This is a genomic window from Streptomyces sp. NPDC015139, assembly GCF_043079785.1.
GTDB classification, from domain to species: domain Bacteria; phylum Actinomycetota; class Actinomycetes; order Streptomycetales; family Streptomycetaceae; genus Streptomyces; species Streptomyces albidocamelliae.
Map to the genome: position 1 here is coordinate 26,600 of NZ_JBIBUW010000019.1, position 16,088 is coordinate 42,687.

Sequence of the window (16,088 nt, forward strand, 5' to 3'; positions counted from 1 at the left end):
TCAAGTAAGTTTTCCTGGGAGCGCGAGGAGTACGAGGATGGGCGGCACCATGGACGGCACCAAGCAGCAGCGCCGCGGAAACACCCGCCAGCGCATCCAGGACGTCGCGCTCGAGCTCTTCGCCGAGCAGGGGTACGAGAAGACCTCCCTGCGCGAGATCGCCGAGCGCCTCGACGTCACGAAGGCGGCTCTGTACTACCACTTCAAGACGAAGGAAGAGATCATCGTCAGCCTCTTCGAGGACCTGACGAAACCGATCCTGGACCTGATCGAGTGGGGCAGACAGCAGCCGCACACTCTGGAGACCAAGCAGGAGATCGTCCGCCGCTACAGCCAGGCGCTCGCGGGGGCGGAACCGCTCTTCCGCTTCATGCAGGAGAACCAGGCGACGGTACGGGAACTGCGCATCGGCGACACCTTCAAGGACCGGATGCGCGGCCTGCGGGACATCCTGATCGACCCCGAGGCCGAACTCGTGGACCAGGTGCGGTCCATCAGCGCGATGTTCACGCTGCACGCCGGGATGTTCGTGATGCAGGACCTCGAAGGCGACTCCGAGAAAAAGCGCGAGGCCGTTCTCGAAGTCGCCCTGGACCTCGTCACGCAGGCGCACGAGCGCGCCCACGGCAAGGGTTAGATCAGACCTTCACGCCCTGGGCGCGCAGGAAGGAGACCGGGTCGACGGCCGAGCCGTAGTTCGGGGTCTTGCGGATCTCGAAGTGCAGGTGCGGCCCGGTCGAGTTGCCGGTGGAGCCGGACAGGGCGATGTGCTGGCCGGTCTTCACGATCTGCCCGACCTTGACGTCGATGCGCGACAGGTGGGCGTACTGCGAGTACGTGCCGTTGCCATGCTTGATGACGACGGCGTTGCCGTACGCGGGACCGTCACCGGCGCCGTTGGGGCCGGCCTTGACGACGGTGCCGCCGTGCGCGGCGATGACCTCGGTGCCGGTCGGCACGGCGAAGTCCTGACCGCTGTGCTTGGCGACCCAGTGGCTGCCCGCCTGCATGAAGCTGGCCGAGAGCGTGTACTTCTTCACCGGGTCCACCCAGGAGGCGGCGGACGGCGCGGCGGCGCTCGCGACCCCGGCCCCCATGACGGCCGTGGCGCCGATGCCGGCAGCCACGACGGCCACGCGGTTGCGGAGCGAGGACGTACGGGAAGAACGGGACGTGACGCGCTGGAACATACGAAACCTCGTGGGCTCGGGGACGGAACGACCATCCGGCGTACTGACTTTCGCCGGTGGGGCCATTCATTGGTAACCCGACTTCCCATGCCGCCACAAAGCCCCGTTCTACGGCACTCTGTAGTAGATGTCGGCCAATTCGCCCAGTTCTTGACATACCCGACACGTTCCGCCACCCGGGTGAACTGGCCGTTTCCTGCTCAGCCTCTTTAATATGTCCGTTTTGCCCTATTACGTATGACACTATCCGGCTTAGTACGGGGTATTTACCCTGTGCGCCATGTCACCGGCCGCCCGGGCGCAGGGCCGGCGAATGTGACCTGGGCCTCTCGGTGTCCCACCCGTGAATGTGACCTGGGCCTCTCGAATGCATCCGACAAACGTGACCCAGGTCGCGTAAATCCGCTGGAAAGGTGACCCAGGTCTCCGCGATTCCCACGAAGAAAAGTGCCGCAGACCCCTAGGCGCCTACCCATCGGTAACCTTACGGTTCCTCTCGCGCCACCCTCACCTCAGATCATGCCCCTGACATTCAGGCACGTGTACGGACGTGAGAGGACCCCCACCGATGACCAGACGCCCCTGGGCGCGCCGCATATCCGTGACCACCGTCTCCGTGGCCGCCCTGGCCGCGATGGCCGCCCCGGCCGAGGCCGCGACCACGAGCAGCACCGCCGGCGCTGCCGCCAAGGTCGACTACGCGACCTGGCAGCAGGACTGCCAGACCGTCATGAACGACGCCCTGCCCTACCTGAAGCAGCGCATCGCCGCCGCGAAGCCCGGCGAGAAGCAGGCGATCGTCTTCGACATCGACAACACCACGCTGGAGACCGACTTCGGCTTCAGCTTCCCGCAGCCGGCCAACAAGCCGGTGCTGAACGTCGCCCGCTACGCCCAGGAGCACGGCGTCAAGCTGTTCTTCGTGACCGCCCGGCCGGGCATCGTCTACTGGCCCACCGAGTACAACCTCGAACACGACGGCTACGACGTATCCGGGCTCTACGTGCGCGGTCTCCTCGACCTCTTCAAGGACGTCGCCGCCTACAAGACCGCCCAGCGCGTCGGCATCGAGAACCAGGGCTACACGATCATCGCGAACATCGGCAACAGCGCCACCGACCTCTCGGGCGGCCACGCCGAGACGACGTACAAACTGCCCGACTACAACGGCCAGTTGTCGTAGAACGACACTTCTGAGGCAGCCGTAGGGCGGCGTATCACCCGGGCATGCGAAAGGGGCCGGTGCGAAAGCACCGGCCCCTTGGGGCATCGCCCGGACGCCTACGCGTCCTTGCTCAGGTTCGGACCGGCACCGCCGGCCGCCTGCTCGATCGGCGGGACGTCGGGCAGCGCCGACTTCTCCTCACCGCGGAAGGTGAAGGTCCGGGCATCGCCCTCGCCCTCGGTGTCCACGACCACGATGTGACCGGGACGCAGCTCGCCGAAGAGGATCTTCTCGGAGAGCGTGTCCTCGACCTCGCGCTGGATCGTGCGGCGCAGCGGACGCGCACCCAGCACCGGGTCGTAGCCCTTCTTGGCCAGCAGCTCCTTGGCGGACTGGGAGAGCTCGATGCCCATGTCCCGGTCCTTCAGGCGCTCGTCCACCTTGCTGATCATCAGGTCGACGATCCGCAGGATGTCCTCCTGCGTCAGCTGCGGGAAGACGACGACGTCGTCGACGCGGTTGAGGAACTCGGGGCGGAAGTGCTGCTTGAGCTCGTCCGACACCTTGTTCTTCATGCGCTCGTAGTTGGTCTTCGTGTCACCCGCGGCGGCGAAGCCGAGGTTGAAGCCCTTGGAGATGTCCCGGGTGCCGAGGTTGGTCGTCATGATGATGACCGTGTTCTTGAAGTCCACGACCCGGCCCTGGGAGTCGGTCAGGCGACCGTCCTCCAGGATCTGCAGCAGCGAGTTGAAGATGTCCGGGTGGGCCTTCTCGACCTCGTCGAAGAGGACGACGGAGAACGGCTTGCGGCGGACCTTCTCGGTCAGCTGACCGCCCTCTTCGTAGCCCACGTAGCCGGGGGGCGAACCGAAGAGACGCGACACCGTGTGCTTCTCGCTGAACTCCGACATGTCGAGGGAGATCAGCGCGTCCTCGTCACCGAAGAGGAACTCGGCGAGGGCCTTGGACAGCTCGGTCTTACCGACACCGGACGGGCCGGCGAAGATGAACGAGCCACCGGGGCGCTTCGGGTCCTTCAGACCGGCACGCGTACGGCGGATCGCCTTCGACAGCGCCTTGACGGCGTCGACCTGGCCGATGACCCGCTTGTGGAGCTCGTCCTCCATGCGCAGCAGGCGGGAGGACTCCTCCTCGGTCAGCTTGAAGACCGGGATGCCGGTGGCCGTGGCGAGGACCTCGGCGATCAGCTCGCCGTCGACCTCGGCGACGACGTCCATGTCGCCGGCCTTCCACTCCTTCTCCCGCTTGGCCTTGGCGGCCAGGAGCTGCTTCTCCTTGTCGCGCAGGGAGGCGGCCTTCTCGAAGTCCTGCGAGTCGATCGCGGACTCCTTGTCCCGGCGGACGGCGGCGATCTTCTCGTCGAACTCGCGAAGGTCCGGCGGCGCGGTCATCCGGCGGATGCGCATCCGGGAACCGGCCTCGTCGATCAGGTCGATCGCCTTGTCCGGCAGGAAGCGGTCCGAGATGTACCGGTCGGCCAGGGTGGCGGCCTGGACCAGGGCCTCGTCCGTGATGGAGACGCGGTGGTGCGCCTCGTACCGGTCGCGCAGACCCTTGAGGATCTCGATCGTGTGCGGCAGGGACGGCTCGGCGACCTGGATGGGCTGGAAGCGGCGTTCGAGGGCCGCGTCCTTCTCCAGGTGCTTGCGGTACTCGTCCAGCGTGGTCGCACCGATGGTCTGCAGCTCACCGCGGGCCAGCATCGGCTTCAGGATGGAGGCCGCGTCGATGGCGCCCTCGGCGGCACCCGCACCGACCAGCGTGTGCAGCTCGTCGATGAACAGGATGATGTCGCCGCGGGTGCGGATCTCCTTGAGGACCTTCTTCAGGCGCTCCTCGAAGTCACCGCGGTAGCGGGAGCCGGCGACCAGGGCGCCGAGGTCCAGCGTGTAGAGGTGCTTGTCCTTGAGCGTCTCGGGCACCTCGCCCTTGACGATCGCCTGGGCGAGACCCTCGACGACGGCGGTCTTGCCGACGCCGGGCTCACCGATCAGCACCGGGTTGTTCTTGGTACGGCGGGACAGCACCTGCATGACCCGCTCGATCTCCTTCTCGCGCCCGATGACCGGGTCGAGCTTGGACTCACGAGCGGCCTGGGTGAGGTTCCGGCCGAACTGGTCCAGGACCAGGGAGGTCGAGGGGGTGCCCTCGGCCGGGCCGCCGGCGGTGGCCGTCTCCTTGCCCTGGTAACCGGAGAGCAGCTGGATGACCTGCTGCCGCACCCGGTTGAGGTCTGCGCCGAGCTTGACCAGGACCTGGGCGGCGACGCCCTCGCCCTCACGGATCAGGCCGAGCAGGATGTGCTCCGTGCCGATGTAGTTGTGGCCCAGCTGAAGGGCCTCGCGGAGCGACAGCTCCAGGACCTTCTTGGCACGGGGGGTGAAGGGGATGTGCCCGGACGGGGCCTGCTGGCCCTGACCGATGATCTCCTCCACCTGCTGGCGGACCGCCTCAAGCGAAATGCCGAGGCTCTCCAGGGCCTTAGCGGCGACACCTTCGCCCTCGTGGATGAGACCCAGGAGGATGTGCTCGGTGCCGATGTAGTTGTGGTTGAGCATCCGGGCTTCTTCCTGAGCCAGGACGACAACCCGCCGCGCGCGGTCGGTGAACCTCTCGAACATCGTTAATCGCTCCTCAGAGCGGTCAGGCAGTGGGGGGAACTTCCCCTCCCTGTCCTTCCGCAGCTTAGTCCCGCAAGCGGGGACCGCTCATTCCAACTGCCGACACCGTCGATGGCCTCCTGACCCCGAACGCCGACATCTGCTCCAACCCGATGGTGCGAGACGATGTTCCCGCAGGCCAGGCAGTTACCCCAGTCGCCAGTACGCCGATGGCGAACGTGAGACGCCCCGACCTGCGTGTCGCCCCCTCCCACTAGGCATGTCTTACCCGCTGGGACTGACACTCCATGCCGCGCGCACCGGTTCCCTCCGCTATGGGCGAACAACCTTGCGCCTCCCCCGTGCCCCACGCGCCCCCTTTGTCGGCACTCCTCGCGCCCGGAAGGGCACTCAGCGTAACCCGACGCCTGTTTCGGCGGTTGCATGTGGCATGGCTGGCTCGGCCCGCACGATCCATACGCTCCCCTTTCCCCGGCGACCCCTCGACGCGGGGCCGGAACCGGTCCCGGCCCGGGTGTCCGAGCCGGCCGACCCGGTCACCCGGGCCGGGCTCTGGTACGAGAACGATCTGGGGTGGGCGACAGTGCCCGGGCGGCCGCTGCGGCTGCGCACCGGGGTGCGGTTCGACGTGCTGGACGTTCCGGCCGAGGCGGGCGCGGGCGCGCTCCGGCATCTCGCTCCGGACTCACCGGTGGCCCTGCGCGGGGACCGGATGGGGCTGCTGGTGGCCGCGGGCAGCGCCGAGGAGCTGCCGGGGCTGCTGGACTGGCTGGAGTGGAGCGCTGTCGCTCTCGACCTGCGAGCCCTGGGGGCGGGCGACTCGATGGCGGCCCCCCTGGCGCCGACCGCGCTCATGACCGCCCTGCGGGGTGGTTCCGTGCAGGGGGCCGCCGTGTGGCTGCGGCCCCCCGGGCCGGGTCGCGAGGTCGAGGCCTCGCTGCCGGCTCTGTCGGCCGTGGGGCGCGAGGGGAGCGCCCCCGATCTCGTACGACTGGTGGACACGGTGGCAGCGCGATGTCACCGGATCCGGCTGCGGCGCGCGTGCGCCGGACCGCCCGCTCGCCGGCGAGGCCGGCGCTAGGCGTTCCCACGGGTCCCGCGGAATCAGCCGTTGGCCTTCTCGTAGGCCTCGCGGATGGACGCGGGAACACGGCCCCGGTCATTGACCTCGAAACCGTTCTCCTTGGCCCAGGCGCGGATCGCCGCGGTGTCCTGGCTGCCACCGGAAGCGGCACGGGCCTTTCCGCGGCCTCCGGAAGCACGGCCACCGGTACGACGGCCACCCTTCACATACGGGTCGAGAAGGCCGCGCAGCTTGTCCGCATTGGCGGTCGTGAGGTCGATCTCGTAGGTCTTGCCGTCCAGCGCGAACGTCACGGTCTCGTCCGCCTCGCCGCCGTCGAGGTCGTCGACAAGAAGGACCTGAACCTTCTGTGCCACCGGATTTCCTTTCATCGATAACGTTCAGGGTCAGGGGGTTGTGCAGCGTCCGCCGTTTCGCCACCCCTGTTATATGCAGTACTGCAGTACGTCGGAAAGCAAACCGCTTTTGCCGGAAAAACACAAACCCCTGGGAGAGGACCGGTGGACTGCCGGCGTCCGGAAACATGCGCGTTTCGGACATAGGCCACCGGGGCAATGACGATCACAGATGCAGAAGCATCCGGCTGTTGCCCAAGGTGTTCGGTTTCACTCGTTCGAGACCGAGGAACTCCGCGACGCCCTCGTCATAGGAACGCAACAGCTCCGCGTACACATCGGTGTCGACCGGTGTCTCGCCGATCTCGACGAAGCCGTGCTTCCCGAAGAAGTCGACTTCGAAGGTCAGGCAGAAAACCCGGCGAACGCCGAGCCAGCGGGCGGTCTCCACCAACTTCTGCAGCAACCGGTGGCCGACGCCGGCGCCCTTGAGGCCGGGCTTCACGGCCAGAGTGCGGACTTCCGCCAGGTCCTCCCACATGACGTGCAGCGCCCCGCAGCCGACCACCTCGGCGTTGTCGTCGCGTTCCGCGACCCAGAACTCCTGGATGTCCTCGTAAAGGGTGACCGTGGCTTTGTCGAGCAGGATGCGACCGCGGACGTAGGCGTCGAGGAGGTCGCGTACGGCCGGGACATCGCTGGTCCTGGCCCGCCGGACGGTGATGGCTTTTGCGGAGACTTCGGGACGCTCTGCGGACATGAGCGGACGCTATCGCCCGGTGCCGTCCTCGGCCGAGCCGGGGTTCTCCTCTTGCCTCACTTCGGGCGCTTCCTGGGTTTCTTCCGGTCCCTGGACGATCCGTACGGCGTCCCTGAGGGCCTGGCGCTGTTCCTCGCTCATCATCCCGAAGAAGGCGACGAGAGCGGCCGCAGGGTTGTCGCTCTGCGACCACGCGTCGTTCATCAGGGCGGCGGCGTACGCGGCCCGCGTGGAGACGGCCTCATATCGATAGGCCCGCCCTTCGGCCTCGCGGCGCACCCAGCCCTTCTGATGGAGATTGTCCAAAACGGTCATGACGGTGGTGTACGCGATGGAGCGTTCCTGCTGGAGGTCTTCAAGGACTTCTCGAACGGTCACCGGGCGGTTCCACTTCCACACCCGCGTCATGACCGCGTCTTCGAGTTCTCCCAATGGGCGAGGCACGCTCAGAACAATAGTGGGAGATCCCGGCAATGGCGTGCCGGACGTGCACCAATCCGACGAAAGTGAACAAAAAGGGCGCACGACTCGATGGGTGCCGGACGTGCCGACGGCACGGCGGCGTGGAGTCGTACGCCGGTGAGGGGCGCCCGCCGGGCGCCGTCGCCTCAGGCCCCGCCGCTGCCCGCGGGGGTCTGGCGCGCACCCTCCGCGCGCGCGAGCGCGGCGTCGACGGCCGCGTCCTCCTTGGCCTTGGCGGCCCCGCCCTGGGTCTTCACGATCACCCTGACCACACCGATGAAGAAGGCGGCCATGACGATGGGGGGCACGAGCGCGGAGACGTAGTCCATGCGACCAGGGTAGCCACGCGGGACGGCACGAAAGGGGCGGGGTACGCGAACCACCCCTCGGCGCGCCGCGGCCGCGGGGGGTGCGTTGTCCGGCCAAGGGGGCGGCCCCTCCCGGACCTCCAGGAGGGGGCGCCACCCGCGCGTCCGGGCCGGTGGGTGGGTCAGCCGGCTGCCAGGTGGTCGGCGGCGGTCGCGCCCGACGGTGGGGTCGGCTTGCGGCGGGGGAAGACCTCGCCCGGGGTCGGGATGGGCCGCTTCGGGGCGGCCGGCTCCTCGGCGGGCCGCTCGCGGGGCGCCGGCGCCGGCTTGGGCGCGGGCTTCGGCTCCTGAGCGGGCTCCGCGGGCCGTTCCTCGCCCTGCCGGACGACGGAGACCCCAGGTGCCCCGTACTCTCCCCCACCGCCCGCGAGGGCCAGCAGACGGGTACGTGCGGCCGGTACGGCCGGTGCGGGCACCTTGCGCGGGCCCTGGGCGAACCGGGCCCGTACGTCCCGCTCGGCCAGGGCCCGGCAGCGGTCCAGCAGGGCGGCCGCCGCGGGGTTCCCGCGCAGCGCCCGCAGCGCGGCGAGATCGTCCGCTGTCGGCCGGTGCCCGGCGCCCAGCGCCTCCTCCAGGAGAGCGAGATAGCCGGAGACCGCGCCCGGCAGGGCGGCGCGGTACCGGTCGAGGTCGGCCACCAGGAAGGCGCGCAGTCTGACGCCCTCGCGTGTCGCCTCGTCGAGGGACTCGGCGAGGCGGAAGCAGTCCTGGACGTCCTCGGCGGACGCCTGGCCGGGGTGAAGGGCGAGGGCGAGGGCGCGGCGGAGCACACGCAGCTCCTCCACGCCGAACGCCATGCCGCCGCGGGATCCGTATGGCGTGGGCATGCGGCGACGCTATCGCTAATCGGACAAAAGTTACGGATCGGGATGTTGTGTCGAGGCGTGTCGCCCGCGCTTTCCCCCGGCCGGGGCCACCCCGCGCACCGGCGCCCCCGGGGGGCGCCGGTCATGTCACAGCCGCGAGACGTTCCGCTCGTACACCAGGCGCAGGCCGATCAGCGTCAGCCACGGCTGGTGCTCGTCGATCACCGAGGACTCGCCCAGCACCATCGGCGCGAGGCCGCCCGTGGCGATCACGGTGACGTCGTCCGGGTCGTCGGCCAGCTCGCGCGCCATCCGGCTGACGACCCCGTCGACCTGTCCGGCGAACCCGTACACGATGCCCGCCTGCATGGCCTCGACGGTGTTCTTGCCGATCACGCTGCGCGGCCGGGCCACCTCGATCTTCCGCAGCTGCGCGCCCTTCACGCCGAGCGCGTCCACGGAGATCTCGATGCCGGGCGCGATGACGCCGCCGACGTACTCCCCGCGCGCGGAGACCGCGTCGAACGTGGTCGCCGTACCGAAGTCGACGACGATCGCCGGGCCGCCGTACAGCTCGACGGCCGCGACCGCGTTGATGATCCGGTCGGCGCCGACCTCCTTGGGGTTGTCGGTGAGGATCGGCACGCCCGTCTTCACCCCCGGCTCCACGAGGACGGCGGGCACGTCGCCGTAGTAGCGCCGGGTGACCTCGCGCAGCTCGTGCAGCACCGACGGGACGGTCGCGCAGATCGCGATGCCGTCGATGCCGTCGCCCAGCTCGTCGCCGAGCAGCGGGTGCATGCCCATCAGTCCCTGGAGGAGGACCGCCAGTTCGTCGGCGGTACGACGCGCGTCCGTGGAGATGCGCCAGTGCTCGACGATGTCCTCGCCGTCGAACAGACCGAGGACGGTGTGGGTGTTGCCGACGTCGATCGTGAGCAGCATGGCGTTACTCCGCCTCGCGCAGGTCCAGGCCGATGTCCAGGATCGGCGAGGAGTGGGTGAGGGCGCCGACGGCCAGGAAGTCCACGCCGGTGTCGGCGTACGCGCGCGCGGTGGCGAGCGTGAGCCGTCCGGACGCCTCCAGCAGTGCCCGGCCGTCGACGATGCCGACGGCCTCCGTGCACTCGCCGGGCGTGAAGTTGTCCAGCAGGATCAGGTCGGCGCCCGCCTCCACGACCTCGCGCAGCTGGTGCAGGGTGTCGACCTCGACCTCGATCGGGACCTCCGGGAAGGCCTCCCGTACGGCCTTGAAGGCCTGCGCGACGCCGCCGGCGGCGACCACGTGGTTGTCCTTCACCAGCGCGGCGTCCGAGAGCGACATGCGGTGGTTGACGCCGCCGCCGCAGCGCACCGCGAACTTCTCCAGCGAGCGCAGACCCGGCGTCGTCTTCCGGGTGTCGCGCACCCGCGTCCCGGTGCCCTCCAGCGCGTCCGCCCACGCGCGCGTGGCGGTCGCGATGCCGGACAGGCGGCACAGGATGTTCAGCGCACTGCGCTCGGCGGTGAGCAGGTCACGCGTGCGCGTGGTGACCGACAGCAGCTTCTGCCCGGCCTCGATCCGGTCGCCGTCCTCGACGTGCCGCTCGACCTCGAACTCGTCCGTGCACACCACGGAGAGCACGGCCTCGGCGACCCGCAGGCCGGCCACGACGCCCGCCTCGCGCGCGGTGAAGTCGGCGGTGGCCACCGCGTCCTCGGGGATGGTCGACACGGTCGTCACGTCGACGCCGCCGGCCAGGTCCTCCTGGATGGCGACGTTGGCGACGTCCTCGACCTCGATCGGGTCGAGCCCGGCAGCGGCCAGCAGCTCGGCGAGCGCGGGGTCGAGCCCGCACTCCAGGTACTCCTCGTCACCCTCCGCCCCGCAGGCGCAGCCGTCGCCGCAGCCGCCGGTCGGGGCGAGGGGAAGGTCGTCGGTGCTCACGTCTGTCACTGCTCCTGGGGGCGCTGGTCGGTCCGGGTAGGGGGGAAGTCTGCGGTGTCGGTGGTGCGTACGGCCAACGACCGGTCCGGGTTGAGCCGTACGACGATGTGGCGGCGCCAGCGGGTGTCGTCGCGCCCGGCGCGGTCCTCGCGCCAGTGGCAGCCGCGGGTCTCCTCGCGGAGCCGGGCGGCGGCGACCAGGACCCGGCCCACGCACAGGAGGTTGGTGGCCTCCCAGGTGTCGACGCCGGGCTCGGCGGTCTTGCCGTTCTCGTCGAGCGCGTCGCGGGCCTCGCTGTGCAGCCGCTGGAGCTGGTCCGCGGCCCTGGCCAGGGACTCCTCGGAGCGCAGCACGCCGGCGCCCTCGGTCATGATCCGCTGGATGGCGAACCGGGCCTCGGGGGCCAGCAGCGGGTGCGCGGGCCGCTCCGGGTCCGGTACGGGCTCCGGCACGCGCGCGTGGAGGCCGTTCTCCGCGTGGGAGACGGCGATGTCCGCGGCGATGCGCTCGGCGTAGACGAGCCCTTCGAGGAGCGAGTTGGAGGCGAGCCGGTTCGCGCCGTGCACGCCGGTGCACGCGACCTCCCCGCACGCGTACAGCCCGGGGACGGTCGTGCGGCCCCGCGCGTCGGTGCGCACGCCTCCGGAGGCGTAGTGGGCGGCCGGGGCGATCGGGATGGGCTCGGTGACCGGGTCGATGCCGTTGGCGCGGCAGGCGGCCAGGATGGTCGGGAAGCGGTGCTCCCACATGTCGGCGCCGAAGTGCCGGGCGTCGAGGAACATGTGCTCGGCGTCCTGCTCCTGCATGCGCCGCATGATGCCCTTGGCGACGATGTCCCGGGGCGCCAGCTCGGCCAGCTCGTGCTGTCCGGTCATGAAGCGCACGCCGTCGCCGTCGACCAGGTGGGCGCCCTCGCCGCGCACCGCCTCGGAGACGAGCGGCTGCTGTCCCTCGGCGTCCGTGCCGAGGAAGAGCACGGTCGGGTGGAACTGCACGAACTCCAGGTCGCTGACCTCCGCGCCGGCGCGCAGCGCCAGCGCCACGCCGTCACCGGTCGACACGGACGGGTTGGTGGTCGCGGAGAACACCTGGCCCATGCCGCCGGTCGCGAGGACCACCGCGGGGGCGTGCACGGCGCCCACGCCGTCGTGCTGGCCCTCGCCCATCACGTGCAGCGTGACACCGGCCGTGCGGCCCTCGGCGTCGGTGAGGAGGTCCAGCACGAGCGCGTTCTCGATGGTGCGCAGTCCGCGCGCGCGTACGGCCTCGACGAGTGCGCGGGAGATCTCGGCGCCGGTCGCGTCGCCGCCCGCGTGCGCGATCCGGCGGCGGTGGTGGCCGCCCTCGCGGGTGAGTTCGAGCCGGCCCTCGGAGGACTCGTCGAAGTGGGCGCCGGTGTCGATGAGCCGCCGTACCGCGTCGGGGCCCTCGGTGACGAGGATCCGCACGGCCTCCTCGTCGCACAGGCCCGCGCCCGCCACGAGGGTGTCCTCCAGGTGCTGTTCGGGGGTGTCGCCCTCGCCGAGGGCGGCGGCGATGCCGCCCTGCGCCCAGCGTGTGGAGCCGTCGTCCAGGCGGGCCTTGGTCACCACGACGGTGGTGAGTCCGGCGGCTTCGCAGCGCAGCGCCGCGGTCAGGCCGGCCACCCCGGAGCCGACGACGACCACGTCCGCGGAGATGGCCCACCCGGGTGCGGGCGCGTGCAGTCGTATGCCTGTGCTGGTCACGAGGCGGCTCCGAGGGATCCGAAGGTGAGGGGGAGGTTGTCGATCAGCCGGGTCGAGCCGACCCGGGCGGCGACGGCGAGCACGGCCTCTCCGGTGAAGCCGTCGTCGATGTCGGTGAAGTCGGAGGGGTCGACCAGGGCGAGGTAGTCCAGCTTGAGCGGCGGGTCGAAGCGGACGGCCTCGTCCAGGACCTGGCGGGCGGCGGCGCGGACGGCCGCCGGGCCGCCGGGCGCGGCGGTGGCCACCGCGTGCGCGTCGGCGGCCGCCCGGGACTCCCCTATGGCGCTCAGCGCCTCGGCACGCGCGTGTGTGGAGGGCACTTCCCTGGCACGCGCGCGCAGGGCCTCCTGGGCGGCGTGCCGGTCGCGGCCCGCGAAGAGCGCGCGGGACAGCGCGAGCGCGGTGAGGCGCTCGTCGGGCGAGAGGTAGCGGTTGCGGCTGGACAGGGCGAGCCCGTCCTCCTCGCGCACGGTCGGCACGCCGAGGATCTCCACGCCGAAGTTCAGGTCCCGCACCATGCGCCGGATCAGGGCCAGCTGCTGGGCGTCCTTCTGCCCGTAGAGGGCCACGTCGGGGCGGGTGAGGTGCAGCAGCTTGGCGACGACGGTGAGCATGCCGTCGAAGTGGCCGGGCCGCGAGGCGCCCTCCAGCCGTTCGCCCATGGGGCCCGCGGAGACGCGCACCCGGGGTTCGCCGCCGGGGTAGACCTCGTCCACGGACGGCGCGAACACGGCGTCGGCGCCCGCCTGCTCGGCGAGCTTCAGGTCGGCGTCGAGGGTGCGCGGGTAGCGGTCCAGGTCCTCGCCCGCGCCGAACTGCAGCGGGTTGACGAACACCGTGACGACGACCTCGCCGTCCGGCCCCGCGATCTCCCGCGCGGTGCGGATCAGGGTGGCGTGACCCTCGTGGAGGGCGCCCATGGTCATCACGACGGCCCGGCGCCCACGGCGCACGCGCGCGTGCAGTTCGTCGGCGGTGCTGAGCAGGACGGTGGTCATCGGTCGTTCCCCTCGGTGCCGTCGGTGCCGTTCGTGCCGCCGCTGCCGTGGGCGAGCACCCCGAGCAGGTCCTCGGCGAGTTCCGGCTTCAGCAGCCCGTGCGCGAGCGCGCGGTCGGCGGTCGCGCGGGCCATCGCCAGATAGCCCGCCACGGCCTGCGGGGCGTGCTTGCGCAGCTCCGTGACGTGCGCGGCGACCGTGCCGGCATCTCCGCGCGCGACCGGCCCGGTGAGAGCCGCGTCCCCCGAGCGCAGGGCGTTGTCCAGGGCGGCGCCGAGCAGCGGGCCGAGCATCCGGTCGGGTGCCTCCACCCCGGCCGTGCGCAGCAGCTCCATGGACTGGGCGACCAGGGTGACCAGGTGGTTGGCGCCGAGGGCGAGGGCCGCGTGGTACAGCGGGCGGTTCTCCTCGCTGATCCATTCCGGTTCGCCGCCCATCTCGATGACCAGGGCCTCGGCGGCCAGGCGCAGTTCCTCGGGCGCGGTGACGCCGAAGGAGCAGCCGGCCAGGCGCTGCACGTCCACGGGGGTGCCGGTGAAGGTCATCGCCGGGTGCAGGGCCAGCGGCAGCGCGCCCGCGCGCAGGGCGGGGTCGAGGACCTGCGCGCCGTACCGGCCGGAGGTGTGCACCAGCAGTTGTCCCGGCCGTACGGCGCCGGTGTCGGCGAGCCCGGTGACCAGGCCGGGCAGGGCGTCGTCGGGGACGGTGAGCAGTACCAGGTCGGCGCGTCCGAGCACCTCGGCCGGCGGCACCAGGGGCACGCCCGGGAGCATCGTCTCGGCACGCCTGCGGGAGGCGTCGGAGACCCCGGAGACGGCCACCGGGCGGTGCCCGGCGAGCTGGAGGGACGCGGCCAGCGCGGGGCCCACGCGTCCGGCGCCCACGACGCCTACGGTGAGCCGCGCGGGGCGGTCCTTGAGGTCTTGCTGGTGGACTGTACTCACGCGACGGCGGCCTTCCCGTTCCAGTCCGCTTCGGGTACCGGACGATGTACCGAACGATTTCTCGTCATGTTAACGCTATCGGGTGGGATGGCGGCCGGTTGTCCACAGGCTGTGGGTTTCTGCACACGCGTACGGCACCGCTCCCCCACGCGCGCGGAGCCGCACGGCCGGGGAAAATCCGGCTGTGCGCCGGGCACCGGCCACGGCATGATCCGTACATGACTGAGACGGCGGCACAGGGCGGGGAACGGCGGACCGGGCAGTCCGAGCAGGAGCACAGGCGGGAACGGCGCCTCACCGCGATCGCGAAGGCGGAGCGCGTGCTGTCGCGCCCCGGTGCCTACCGCACGGTCGGCGAGCGGCTGACGCACCTCCAGCAGGCGGCCGACGAGGTGTACGACACGGACCGGCTCGTGGATGTGTACGGCAACCGGATCGTGGCCGACCTGGAGGAGCGGGTCGCGGGCCTCCTCGGCGCCGAGGCCGCCGCGTTCTTCCCGACCGGCACCATGGCCCAGCAGGTGGCGCTGCGCTGCTGGGCGGACCGCACCGGCAACCGCACGGTCGCCCTGCACGCCCTCGCCCACCCCGAGGTGCACGAGCGGCAGGCCTTCAGCCGGGTCAGCGGGCTGCACCCGGTCCGGGTGACGAGCGAACCCCGGCTCCCCACGGCCGCCGAGGTCCGCGACTTCGAGGAGCCCTTCGGGACGCTGATGCTGGAGCTGCCGCTCCGGGACGCCGGTTACGTGCTGCCCACCTGGGACGAGCTGACCGGTGCCGTCGAGGCCGCGCGGGAGCGCGACGCGGTGGTGCACTTCGACGGCGCGCGCCTGTGGGAGACCACGGTCCACTTCGGGCGCCCGCTGGCGGAGATCGCCGGGCTGGCGGACAGCGTCTACGTGTCCTTCTACAAGTCGCTCGACGGCTTCGGCGGCGCCGCGCTGGCCGGCCCGGCGAGCCTGGTGGAAGAGGCGAAGACCTGGCGGCACCGCTACGGCGGCATGGTCTTCCAGCAGTTCCCCACCGTGCTGTCGGCGCTCGTCGGCCTGGAGCGCGAGCTGCCCCGGCTGCCGGACTACGTCCGGCACGCGCGCGTGGTCGCCGGGGCGCTGCGGGACGGCTTCGCCGCGGCGGGCGTGCCGTGGGCGCGGGTGCACCCCGGGGAGCCGCACACGCACGAGTTCCAGGTGTGGCTGCCGTACGACTCCGCGGTCCTGATGGAGGCGGCGCTGTGCCAGGCCGAGGAGACGGGGACGTACCTCTTCGGCGGCCACTGGGAGCCGGGCGGGCCGGGGCTGTCCCGCACGGAGGTGTCCGTGGGCGCCGAAGGCCTGGAGTGGAGTGCCGGGGACGTGCGCGCGGCCGTCGCCGACTTCGCGCGCCGGCTGCCCGGCGCGTAGCCCGCGCCCAGCGCACCGAACCGGGGCCCGCGTGTCGCTACAGCGCGTGCGGGCGCAGCAGACGACGCAGCGCGTACCGCACGCGCTTGCCCGCGGGGCGTCCGGCGATCACCGCGCGGAAGCGGCGGTGGTCGCGCAGGGCGCGCAGCACGTCGAGGTCGTGACGGCCCGGCGCGGGCGGTTCCGGCTCGCCGTGCAGACGGGCCCGGTGGGTGTCGAGGAGGTACTGCTGGGTGATGCTCATGGCGGATCAGCCTGCTCGTGCGCCGGGCGGATGTCC

At 71.1% G+C, this 16,088-nt stretch carries 17 protein-coding genes; 4 read left to right on the forward strand and 13 right to left on the reverse strand.

Annotation, left to right across the window (positions count from 1 at the left end):
* The first annotated feature begins 37 nt into the window (after positions 1-37).
* Positions 38-637, forward strand: a complete 600-nt coding sequence (locus ACF08B_RS34585) for a TetR/AcrR family transcriptional regulator (protein ID WP_073901047.1) — start codon at positions 38-40, stop codon at positions 635-637.
* 1 nt (position 638) lies between these two features.
* On the opposite strand, the gene ACF08B_RS34590 is transcribed toward ACF08B_RS34585, so the two are convergent.
* Complete coding sequence (locus ACF08B_RS34590; protein ID WP_392321003.1) at positions 639-1,190, reverse strand: M23 family metallopeptidase; 552 nt, start codon at positions 1,188-1,190, stop codon at positions 639-641.
* 568 nt (positions 1,191-1,758) lie between these two features.
* Between ACF08B_RS34590 and ACF08B_RS34595 the strand changes: the two genes are divergently transcribed.
* A complete protein-coding gene (locus tag ACF08B_RS34595; RefSeq protein WP_392321004.1) occupies positions 1,759-2,373 on the forward strand; it encodes an HAD family acid phosphatase in 615 nt (204 codons plus the stop codon).
* A gap of 98 nt (positions 2,374-2,471) precedes the next feature.
* Here ACF08B_RS34595 and ACF08B_RS34600 read toward each other — a convergent pair whose 3' ends face one another.
* On the reverse strand, positions 2,472-4,997 hold the full coding sequence (locus tag ACF08B_RS34600) for an ATP-dependent Clp protease ATP-binding subunit (protein WP_073901053.1): 2,526 nt from the start codon (positions 4,995-4,997) through the stop codon (positions 2,472-2,474).
* A 430-nt stretch (positions 4,998-5,427) separates the two neighbouring features.
* Here ACF08B_RS34600 and ACF08B_RS34605 point away from each other — a divergent pair, with 430 nt between their 5' ends.
* Positions 5,428-6,078: an SCO3374 family protein gene (locus ACF08B_RS34605; protein ID WP_392321005.1), complete on the forward strand. Its 651-nt coding sequence runs from the start codon at positions 5,428-5,430 to the stop codon at positions 6,076-6,078.
* A 23-nt stretch (positions 6,079-6,101) separates the two neighbouring features.
* On the opposite strand, the gene ACF08B_RS34610 is transcribed toward ACF08B_RS34605, so the two are convergent.
* From ACF08B_RS34610 to ACF08B_RS34655, 10 genes are all read right to left on the reverse strand, one after another.
* Positions 6,102-6,437, reverse strand: coding sequence for an Lsr2 family protein (locus ACF08B_RS34610; protein ID WP_392321006.1), 336 nt, complete (start codon positions 6,435-6,437; stop codon positions 6,102-6,104).
* Positions 6,438-6,642: 205 nt separating this feature from the next.
* The gene (locus tag ACF08B_RS34615; protein WP_093476691.1) at positions 6,643-7,176 is read right to left on the reverse strand and encodes an amino-acid N-acetyltransferase; all 534 of its coding nucleotides are present in this window, start codon (positions 7,174-7,176) and stop codon (positions 6,643-6,645) included.
* 9 nt (positions 7,177-7,185) lie between these two features.
* A complete protein-coding gene (locus ACF08B_RS34620; protein WP_107423860.1) occupies positions 7,186-7,584 on the reverse strand; it encodes a BlaI/MecI/CopY family transcriptional regulator in 399 nt (132 codons plus the stop codon).
* Between the two features lie 200 nt (positions 7,585-7,784).
* A complete protein-coding gene (locus ACF08B_RS34625; protein WP_073901063.1) occupies positions 7,785-7,967 on the reverse strand; it encodes a hypothetical protein in 183 nt (60 codons plus the stop codon).
* A gap of 161 nt (positions 7,968-8,128) precedes the next feature.
* The gene (locus ACF08B_RS34630) at positions 8,129-8,803 is read right to left on the reverse strand and encodes a hypothetical protein (protein WP_392321071.1); all 675 of its coding nucleotides are present in this window, start codon (positions 8,801-8,803) and stop codon (positions 8,129-8,131) included.
* A 156-nt stretch (positions 8,804-8,959) separates the two neighbouring features.
* A complete protein-coding gene (locus ACF08B_RS34635) occupies positions 8,960-9,757 on the reverse strand; it encodes a type III pantothenate kinase (RefSeq protein WP_093476686.1) in 798 nt (265 codons plus the stop codon).
* Between the two features lie 4 nt (positions 9,758-9,761).
* A complete protein-coding gene (gene nadC, locus ACF08B_RS34640) occupies positions 9,762-10,739 on the reverse strand; it encodes a carboxylating nicotinate-nucleotide diphosphorylase (RefSeq protein WP_392321007.1) in 978 nt (325 codons plus the stop codon).
* Positions 10,740-10,744: 5 nt separating this feature from the next.
* Positions 10,745-12,466: an L-aspartate oxidase gene (locus tag ACF08B_RS34645; protein ID WP_392321008.1), complete on the reverse strand. Its 1,722-nt coding sequence runs from the start codon at positions 12,464-12,466 to the stop codon at positions 10,745-10,747.
* Positions 12,463-13,464 (reverse strand): pantoate--beta-alanine ligase, encoded by a 1,002-nt coding sequence (panC, locus tag ACF08B_RS34650; protein ID WP_392321009.1) that lies wholly within the window; start codon positions 13,462-13,464, stop codon positions 12,463-12,465. The genes ACF08B_RS34645 and panC overlap by 4 nt, the downstream gene beginning before the upstream one ends.
* On the reverse strand, positions 13,461-14,408 hold the full coding sequence (locus ACF08B_RS34655) for a Rossmann-like and DUF2520 domain-containing protein (RefSeq protein ID WP_392321010.1): 948 nt from the start codon (positions 14,406-14,408) through the stop codon (positions 13,461-13,463). Before ACF08B_RS34655 ends, panC begins: the two co-directional genes overlap by 4 nt.
* 218 nt (positions 14,409-14,626) lie before the next feature.
* On the opposite strand from ACF08B_RS34655, the gene ACF08B_RS34660 reads away from it, so the two are divergent.
* Entirely contained in the window at positions 14,627-15,808 is a 1,182-nt protein-coding gene (locus tag ACF08B_RS34660; RefSeq protein WP_392321011.1) for a threonine aldolase family protein, read from the forward strand.
* A 37-nt stretch (positions 15,809-15,845) separates the two neighbouring features.
* Here the strand turns inward: ACF08B_RS34660 and ACF08B_RS34665 are convergent, their stop codons facing one another.
* Entirely contained in the window at positions 15,846-16,052 is a 207-nt protein-coding gene (locus ACF08B_RS34665; RefSeq protein WP_392321012.1) for a hypothetical protein, read from the reverse strand.
* Between the last annotated feature and the right edge of the window lie 36 nt (positions 16,053-16,088).

What these genes read in the sequence shown, in the direction of transcription:
- ACF08B_RS34585 (WP_073901047.1), top strand. Translation starts at nt 38, where the DNA reads ATGGGCGGCACCATGGACGGCACCAAGCAGCAGCGCCGCGGAAACACC.
- ACF08B_RS34590 (WP_392321003.1), bottom strand. Translation starts at nt 1,190, where the DNA reads ATGTTCCAGCGCGTCACGTCCCGTTCTTCCCGTACGTCCTCGCTCCGC.
- ACF08B_RS34595 (WP_392321004.1), top strand. Translation starts at nt 1,759, where the DNA reads ATGACCAGACGCCCCTGGGCGCGCCGCATATCCGTGACCACCGTCTCC.
- ACF08B_RS34600 (WP_073901053.1), bottom strand. Translation starts at nt 4,997, where the DNA reads ATGTTCGAGAGGTTCACCGACCGCGCGCGGCGGGTTGTCGTCCTGGCT.
- ACF08B_RS34605 (WP_392321005.1), top strand. Translation starts at nt 5,428, where the DNA reads ATGGCTGGCTCGGCCCGCACGATCCATACGCTCCCCTTTCCCCGGCGA.
- ACF08B_RS34615 (WP_093476691.1), bottom strand. Translation starts at nt 7,176, where the DNA reads ATGTCCGCAGAGCGTCCCGAAGTCTCCGCAAAAGCCATCACCGTCCGG.
- ACF08B_RS34620 (WP_107423860.1), bottom strand. Translation starts at nt 7,584, where the DNA reads ATGACGCGGGTGTGGAAGTGGAACCGCCCGGTGACCGTTCGAGAAGTC.
- ACF08B_RS34625 (WP_073901063.1), bottom strand. Translation starts at nt 7,967, where the DNA reads ATGGACTACGTCTCCGCGCTCGTGCCCCCCATCGTCATGGCCGCCTTC.
- ACF08B_RS34630 (WP_392321071.1), bottom strand. Translation starts at nt 8,803, where the DNA reads ATGGCGTTCGGCGTGGAGGAGCTGCGTGTGCTCCGCCGCGCCCTCGCC.
- ACF08B_RS34635 (WP_093476686.1), bottom strand. Translation starts at nt 9,757, where the DNA reads ATGCTGCTCACGATCGACGTCGGCAACACCCACACCGTCCTCGGTCTG.
- panC (WP_392321009.1), bottom strand. Translation starts at nt 13,464, where the DNA reads ATGACCACCGTCCTGCTCAGCACCGCCGACGAACTGCACGCGCGCGTG.
- ACF08B_RS34660 (WP_392321011.1), top strand. Translation starts at nt 14,627, where the DNA reads ATGACTGAGACGGCGGCACAGGGCGGGGAACGGCGGACCGGGCAGTCC.
- ACF08B_RS34665 (WP_392321012.1), bottom strand. Translation starts at nt 16,052, where the DNA reads ATGAGCATCACCCAGCAGTACCTCCTCGACACCCACCGGGCCCGTCTG.